This is a genomic window from Streptomyces pseudogriseolus, from assembly GCA_002154585.1.
Taxonomy (GTDB): Bacteria; Actinomycetota; Actinomycetes; order Streptomycetales; family Streptomycetaceae; genus Streptomyces; species Streptomyces pseudogriseolus.
Genome location: MUNG01000309.1, coordinates 1 through 7,325, shown reverse-complemented (window position 1 = coordinate 7,325; position 7,325 = coordinate 1). Strand labels below are relative to the sequence as shown.

Here is a 7,325-nt window from a genome sequence, read left to right as displayed (position 1 = left end):
CGTCCTCGCCGACCACGATCTCCAGCAGGGTGCCGGACGCGGGGGCGGGGATCTCGGTGTCGACCTTGTCGGTGGACACCTCGAGCAGCGGCTCGTCGGCCTCGACGGTGTCGCCCACCGACTTCAGCCAGCGGGTGACGGTGCCCTCGGTGACGGACTCGCCCAGCGCCGGCAGCACCACGTCGGTGCCCTCCGCGGAACCGCCGCCGGCCGCGGCCTCGGCGGTGGGCGCCGGGGCAGGGGCGGCCTGCTCGGTGGACGGCTGGGCCTGCGGCTCCGGCGCGGGGGCCGGCGGGGCCGCCTGCTCGGCGGCGGGCGCCTCGGTGGCCGCGGGGGCGCCGCTGCCGTCGTCGATCAGGGCCAGCTCGGCGCCGACCTCGACCGTCTCGTCCTCGGCGACCTTGATGGAGGACAGCACGCCGGAGGCGGGGGCCGGGATCTCGGTGTCGACCTTGTCGGTCGACACCTCGAGCAGCGGCTCGTCGGCCTCGACGCGCTCACCCTCGGCCTTCAGCCAGCGGGTGACAGTGCCCTCGGTGACGCTCTCGCCGAGCGCCGGAAGGGTTACGGAAACCGCCATGGTTTCGGTTGCTCCTTTAAAAGTGCGGAAGTCTGTGTCGTCGCGCCCGGTGACCGACGGCTCAGTCGTGGGAGTGGAGGGGCTTGCCGGCCAGGGCCAGGTGGGCCTCGCCGAGCGCCTCGTTCTGCGTCGGGTGGGCGTGCACGAGCTGGGCCACCTCGGCCGGCAGCGCCTCCCAGTTGTAGATCAGCTGGGCCTCGCCGACCTGCTCGCCCATACGGTCGCCGACCATGTGGACGCCGACCACCGCACCGTCCTTGACCTGGACGAGCTTGATCTCGCCCGCGGTCTTCAGGATCTTGCTCCTGCCGTTGCCCGCGAGGTTGTACTTCAGGGCGACGACCTTGTCCGCGCCGTAGATCTCCTTGGCCTTGGCCTCGGTGATGCCGACGGAGGCGACCTCGGGGTGGCAGTACGTCACGCGCGGGACGCCGTCGTAGTCGATCGGGACGGTCTTCAGACCGGCCAGCCGCTCCGCCACCAGGATGCCCTCGGCGAAGCCGACGTGCGCGAGCTGGAGCGTCGGGACGAGGTCGCCGACGGCGGAGATCGTCGGGACGTTCGTCCGCATGTACTCGTCGACCAGGACGTAGCCGCGGTCCATGGCGACCCCGGCCTCCTCGTAGCCCAGGCCCTGCGAGACCGGGCCGCGGCCGACGGCGACGAGCAGGATCTCGGCCTCGAACTCCTTGCCGTCCGCCAGGGTGACCTTGACGCCGTCCTGGGTGTACTCGGCCTTCTCGAAGAACGTGCCCAGGTTGAACTTGATGCCGCGCTTGCGGAACGCGCGCTCGAGCAGCTTCGAGCTGTTCTCGTCCTCGACCGGGACGAGGTGCTTCATGCCCTCGATGACGGTGACGTCGGTGCCGAACGACTTCCACGCGGACGCGAACTCGACCCCGATGACGCCGCCGCCCAGGACGATCGCGGACTTGGGCACGCGGTCCAGGGTCAGGGCGTGGTCGGAGGAGATGATCCGGTCGCCGTCGATCTGCAGGCCCGGCAGCGACTTCGGCACGGAGCCGGTCGCCAGCAGGACGTGGCGGCCCTGGAGGCGCTGGCCGTTCACGTCGACGGAGGTGGGGGAGGACAGCCGGCCCTCGCCCTCGATGTAGGTGATCTTGCGGGAGGCGATCAGCCCCTGAAGACCCTTGTAGAGGCCCGCGATCACGTCGTCCTTGTACTTGTGGACGGCCGCGATGTCGATGCCCTCGAAGGTGGCCTTCACACCGAACTGCTCGCTCTCGCGTGCCTGGTCGGCGATCTCACCCGCGTGCAGCAGGGCCTTGGTGGGGATGCATCCGTTGTGCAGGCAGGTACCGCCGACCTTGCCCTTCTCGATCAGGGCGACGTCCAGGCCCAGCTGCGCCCCGCGCAGGGCCGCGGCGTACCCACCGCTGCCACCGCCGAGGATCACTAGGTCGAAAACGGTGCTGGCGTCGTTCGCCACGTCACGTCCTCCATGCATGTGCGCCACGCCGGTCTCCAGTGACCGGTCGGCGGCTGGTGTCCGGCCGCTCTATGTTCTCGGCCCTTGTGTGGGGCCCTGTCCTGCCGAGCCCTATCCTCGCACTTGTCGGGGCCGTACGAGACGCCGGGCCGTGGTGTGAGACGTCCCACTCCCCGGTGACGGGGCCCCGTCGCACCCGCGTACGAGGCCCGTCACCCGGCGATGTGTCAGCTCAGCTCGCCCGCGGCGGCCCGCTCCGCCAGCCGCACCAGGGTGCGCACGGCGGAACCGGTCCCGCCCTTGGGGGTGTAGCCGAAGGGGCCGCCCTCGTTGAAGGCCGGGCCCGCGATGTCGAGGTGGGCCCAGGTGATGCCCTCGCCGACGAACTCGCGCAGGAACAGGCCGGCGACCAGGCCGCCGCCCATCCGCTCGCCCATGTTGGCGATGTCGGCCGTCGACGACTCCATGCCCTTGCGCAGGTGCTCCGGGAGCGGCATCGGCCAGGCCGGCTCGCCCGCCTCCTCGGCGGCCTCCTGCACCGCGGCGCGGAAGTCGTCGTCGTTGGCCATGATGCCGAAGGTCCGGCTGCCCAGCGCCAGCACCATCGCGCCGGTCAGCGTCGCCACGTCCACGATCGCGTCCGGCTTCTCCTGCGACGCGGCCCACAGCGCGTCCGCCAGGACCAGCCGGCCCTCGGCGTCGGTGTTGAGCACCTCGACGGTCTTGCCGCTGTACATGCGCAGCACGTCGCCCGGGCGGGTCGCGGAGCCGGAGGGCATGTTCTCGGCGAGCGCCAGCCAGCCGGTGACGTTGACCTCCAGGCCGAGCCGGGCGGCGGCGACGACCGCGGCGAACACGGCGGCGGCGCCGCTCATGTCGCACTTCATCGTCTCGTTGTGGCCGGCCGGCTTGAGCGAGATGCCGCCCGAGTCGTAGGTGATGCCCTTGCCGACCAGCGCCAGGTGCTTCTTCGCCTTGGACGAGGTGTACGACAGCTTCACCAGGCGCGGGCCGGACGCGGAGCCGGCACCGACGCCGAGGATGCCGCCGTAGCCGCCCTTGACGAGGGCCTTCTCGTCGAGCACCTGCACCTTGATGCCGTGCTCCTTCGCCGCCGCCTGCGCGACCGCCGCGAACGCCTCGGGGTTGAGGTCGTTCGGCGGGGTGTTGATCAGGTCGCGGGCCCGGTTGAGCTCCTCGGACACGGCGACGGCGCGCTCGACGGCCGCCTTGTACGCCTTGTCGCGGGGCTTGCCGCCGAGCAGCGCGGCCTCGGCGAGCGGGGCCTTGCCGCCCTTGCCGCTCTTCGCGTCGCCCTGGTCCTTGTAGGCGTCGAAGGAGTACGCGCCGAGCAGTACGCCCTCGGCGACCGCGCCGGCGTCGGCGGCGTCCGCCAGCGGCAGCGCGAACGCGGCCTTCTTCGTGCCGGTGAGGGCGCGAGCGGCGACGCCGGCCGCCTTGCGCAGCGCCTCGGCGTCGTAACCGGAGTCCCCCTCGGGCCGGGAGCCGAGGCCCACCGCCACCACGAGCGGCGCCTTGAAGCCGGCCGGCGCGGGGAGCTTGGTCACCTCGCCCTCGGCACCGGACGCGCCGAGGGTCTCCAGGACACCGGCCAGGTTGCCGTCGTACGCCTGGTCCACGGCTTCGGCGCCCGGAGCGACGACGGGTCCCTGGGGCTTGGACGCGGAGCCCTTGGCGACACCGATCACGATCGCGTCGGCGCGCAGGCCGGCGACCGCGGCGGTGCTGAGAGTCAGAGCAGTCACGGTGGTGAATTCTCGCTTCCGATGTGAAGTTTCAGTGGCCGAAGGGTGTGGGTCGACCGGGCCCGGCAGCCGACCCTAAACGTGACGTCCGGGTGCGATCCCGTCGGGGCCTCCCCCGGTGCGGCGAACACCCGGCCCCGAGCCTACGCGCGTGTGCGCCCGCACTCATGGGCGGTGCGCGCCCGTCCCGGCGCGGCGGGTGCCCCGCGACGGGCCGGGGACGCCCCCGGCGCGGACCGGTGACGCCTCGCGCGATCATGGTGGTGCCGTCCGTGCCGCCGGGGTGCGGCGGCCGTGAAGGGGGAGCGTGCGGTGAGAAGAGTGTGCACGGTGGTCGTCCTGCTGGCCCTGGTGCTGACGGGGTGTGGATCGGGTTCCGGGAGTTCCGGGGGCGATACCGGGGGCGCGGACGGCGAGGCGTCCTCGGGGGCGCCGGGGGAGTGGTGGCGGCCGAGGCCCGGTCTGGCCTGGCAGTGGCAGCTCACCGGCCGCCTGGACACCTCCGTCGACGTCCCCGTGTACGACATCGACGGCTTCCACCACTCGAAGGAGACCGTCGACGCGCTGCACCGCGACGGCCGCAAGGTCGTCTGCTACCTGTCCACCGGGGCCTGGGAGGACTTCCGCCCGGACGCGGACGACTTCCCGAGGTCGGTGATCGGCCGGGGCAACGGCTGGGAGGGCGAGCGCTGGCTCGACGTCCGCCGCACCGACGTCCTGGAGCCGCTGATGGCCGAACGCCTCGACATGTGCCGCGACAAGGGCTTCGACGCCGTGGAGCCGGACAACATGGACGGCTACCGCAACCGCACCGGCTTCCCGCTGACCGCCGCCGACCAGCTCCGCTACAACCGGCTGATCGCCCGCCTCGCGCACGAGCGCGGCATGGCCGTCGGCCTGAAGAACGACCTCGACCAGATCCCGGCCCTGGTCGGCGACTTCGACTTCGCGGTCAACGAGCAGTGCGCCCAGTACGGCGAGTGCGACCGGCTCACCCCGTTCGTCGCGGCGGGCAAGGCCGTCTTCCACGCCGAGTACGAACTGCCCACCGCCCGCTTCTGCGCCGACTCCCGCCGCCTGAAACTGAGTTCCCTGCTCAAGCGGTACTCGCTCGACGCGTGGCGGCGAACCTGCTGAACTCCACGGACGCCACCGAGGTACCGGCGACCCGGTCGGCGAGGGAGCGCCGCCGCCCGCCCAGCACCGGCAGCGCGTTCAACAGGAACAATGCCACCGCGACCAGCCACACCAGCACCGACAGCACGATCTCGCCCTCGGCCAGCAGCACGCACGCCACCGCGTACACGGCGACGTCGGTGGCCGTGGTCACCGCCGCGCGCAGCGCCGCCCGGCGGGGCGTGCGCGGCATGACCTTCAGCCCGGTCAGGGCCTTGCCGACGGTCCGCCCGGCGAGGGCGAGGCACGCCCACTGGTAGAGGAAGGCGGCGACGACCAGCAGCCCGAACGCCTGCTGCACGTACCCCACCGACTTGTCCCACAGCGACGTGCCGAGGCCGGCCGACGCGTCCAGCACGTCCCCGCGCGAGGTGAGCAGGTCGAAGCCGCCGCGCGCGGCCAGCTCGGGCACATCGGTCACCAGCGCGGAAATCCGGTTGAAGGTGAGCACCGCGAGCAGCGAGGCCAGCGCCGCCACCAGCGCGAAGTCGATCAACCATGCTGTGGCACGACGAAATGCCGACATCAACGTCCCCCGTATGTCTGCCGATTCGACCCCGCAGTGTAGGGGCGGGGCGGGAGGGTCCGCAGGGGGACAAGGCGTCAGTTTCAGCCGAGTGACATGACGACGAGCGCTGTTGTCGCCGCCGTCTCCGCGACTCCGCCGAACACGTCGCCGGTCACCCCGCCGAACCGCCGTACGCAGCGCCGCAGCAGCAGGTCGGCGGCCCCGGCGGCCACCGCCACCGCCAGCCCGGCGCGCAGCGCGTCGTACGCCCCCAGGGCCGCGCCCGCGCCCGCGAGCAGTCCGGCGGCGAGGAGCGCGACCGCCGCCGCGCGCGGCACCGGCACCACCCCCGCGACCGCCGCGCCCAGCCCTTCCGGCCGGGCGGCCGGCACACCGGTGCGCGCGGCCAGCGTGAGGGCGAGCCGCGCCGCGACCGCCGACACCACGGCGGCCAGCGCGCCCCGCGCCCAGGAACCGCCGTACGCCTGCGCCAGCGCGGCCACCTGGGCGAACAGGACGAGCACCAGGGTGAGCACCCCGAACGGTCCGACGTCCGACTGCTTCATGATCCGCAGCGCGTCCTCGGCGGGCCTGCCGCTGCCCAGCCCGTCGGCGGTGTCGGCCAGCCCGTCCAGGTGCAGCCCCCGGGTCAGCGCGGCCGGCACGGCGACGGAGGCGACGGCGGCGAGCAGCGGCCCCGCCCCGAGAAGCAGCAGCACCACTCCGGTCACGGCGGCCACCACGCCCACCACCAGACCGGCCACGGGCGCGCACAGCATGCCCGCCCGCGCGGCCGGACGGTCCCAGCGGGTCAGCCGCCCGGCCGGGAGCACGGTGAGGGTGCCGAAGGCGAAGCGGAGGCCGTCGGCGAGGGAGGCGGAGGACGCGCGGGACGCGGAGGGCGTGGGGGAGGGCTCGGGCACCGGCGCAGATTACCCGGCGGTCACCAGGGCGCCGGGTGCGGCCATGAATAAAGTACGCATATGGGACAGTGGCTGGAGCGGAACATCATCGAGCCGGGCAAGCTCCCGCTGCTCCTCGCCCTCGGCGCCTTCGTCCTCACCTTCGTGATCACGCGGGTCATCACACGCCTGATCCGGGCCGGCAAGGGCCCCTTCGGCAACGTCACGGCCGGCTCGGTGCACGTCCACCACGTGGTGCCCGGCGTCATCCTCACCGTCGTCGGCGGCTTCGGCGCGGTGGCGAGCGGGGGGCACGGCTCCGGGCCCTACATCAGCGCCGTGCTGTTCGGCATGGGCGCGGGGCTCGTGCTCGACGAGTTCGCGCTGATCCTGCACCTGGACGACGTGTACTGGTCGGAGGCCGGCCGCAAGAGCGTGGAGATGGTGGTGCTCACGGCGGCGCTGGTCGGCCTCCTGCTGGCCGGGTTCGCGCCGTTCGGCGTCAACGACCTCTCCCAGCAGGAACTCCAGAACCGCGCGGGCGCGCTGACCGGCATCGCGGCGAACTTCGGCTTCGCGCTGATCGCCCTGAGCAAGGGGAAGGTGCGGCTCGCGGTCTTCGGCGTGGTCGTCCCGCTGGTGGCGGTCGTCGCCTCCCTGCGGCTGGCCCGCCCGGGCTCCCCGTGGGCCAGACGCTTCTACCGCCGGCGCCATCGCGCCCGCGCGAAGGCCCTCCTCCGCGCCTACCACCACGACCGCCGCTGGTCGCGCCCCACGCGGGCGATCCAGGACTGGCTGGGCGGCAAACCGGACCCCTCTTAGGGGCGCGGGGAACTGCGCAAACGGCGGACCAGCCCACCCACCCCTGCCGGCACGGGGAAGGGACAACACCCCCCAGGGGCGCGGAGAACTGCGCGAAGGGGGGGGTCCGGGGGCGAAGCCC

The 7,325-nt window shown here is 73.0% G+C and carries 7 protein-coding genes; 2 read left to right on the top strand and 5 right to left on the bottom strand.

The window, feature by feature from the left end; genetic code table 11:
- The 3 genes from CCN29_RS24895 to CCN29_RS24885 all read right to left on the bottom strand — a co-directional run.
- On the bottom strand, window positions 1-580 hold a 580-nt coding region (locus tag CCN29_RS24895), incomplete at its 3' end, for a biotin/lipoyl-containing protein (RefSeq protein ID WP_442538481.1).
- A gap of 61 nt (window positions 581-641) precedes the next feature.
- Window positions 642-2,030, bottom strand: coding sequence for a dihydrolipoyl dehydrogenase (lpdA, locus tag CCN29_RS24890; RefSeq protein ID WP_006135413.1), 1,389 nt, complete (start codon window positions 2,028-2,030; stop codon window positions 642-644).
- Between the two features lie 227 nt (window positions 2,031-2,257).
- Window positions 2,258-3,796, bottom strand: coding sequence for a leucyl aminopeptidase (locus tag CCN29_RS24885; RefSeq protein ID WP_086684587.1), 1,539 nt, complete (start codon window positions 3,794-3,796; stop codon window positions 2,258-2,260).
- A gap of 312 nt (window positions 3,797-4,108) precedes the next feature.
- Between CCN29_RS24885 and CCN29_RS24880 the strand changes: the two genes are divergently transcribed.
- A complete protein-coding gene (locus CCN29_RS24880; protein WP_228731476.1) occupies window positions 4,109-4,933 on the top strand; it encodes an endo alpha-1,4 polygalactosaminidase in 825 nt (274 codons plus the stop codon).
- Here the strand turns inward: CCN29_RS24880 and CCN29_RS24875 are convergent.
- Window positions 4,893-5,498, bottom strand: coding sequence for an RDD family protein (locus tag CCN29_RS24875; RefSeq protein ID WP_086684583.1), 606 nt, complete (start codon window positions 5,496-5,498; stop codon window positions 4,893-4,895). The two genes, CCN29_RS24880 and CCN29_RS24875, sit on opposite strands and share 41 nt — an antisense overlap.
- A gap of 83 nt (window positions 5,499-5,581) precedes the next feature.
- On the bottom strand, window positions 5,582-6,403 hold the full coding sequence (locus CCN29_RS24870) for an adenosylcobinamide-GDP ribazoletransferase (RefSeq protein WP_086684579.1): 822 nt from the start codon (window positions 6,401-6,403) through the stop codon (window positions 5,582-5,584).
- 60 nt (window positions 6,404-6,463) lie between these two features.
- On the opposite strand from CCN29_RS24870, the gene CCN29_RS24865 reads away from it, so the two are divergent.
- Window positions 6,464-7,204: a hypothetical protein gene (locus tag CCN29_RS24865; protein WP_086684576.1), complete on the top strand. Its 741-nt coding sequence runs from the start codon at window positions 6,464-6,466 to the stop codon at window positions 7,202-7,204.
- Window positions 7,205-7,325: the final 121 nt, after the last annotated feature.

Coding starts and splice junctions, on each gene's coding strand:
- CCN29_RS24875 (WP_086684583.1), bottom strand. CDS start 5,498: ATGTCGGCATTTCGTCGTGCCACAGCATGGTTGATCGACTTCGCGCTG.
- CCN29_RS24865 (WP_086684576.1), top strand. CDS start 6,464: ATGGGACAGTGGCTGGAGCGGAACATCATCGAGCCGGGCAAGCTCCCG.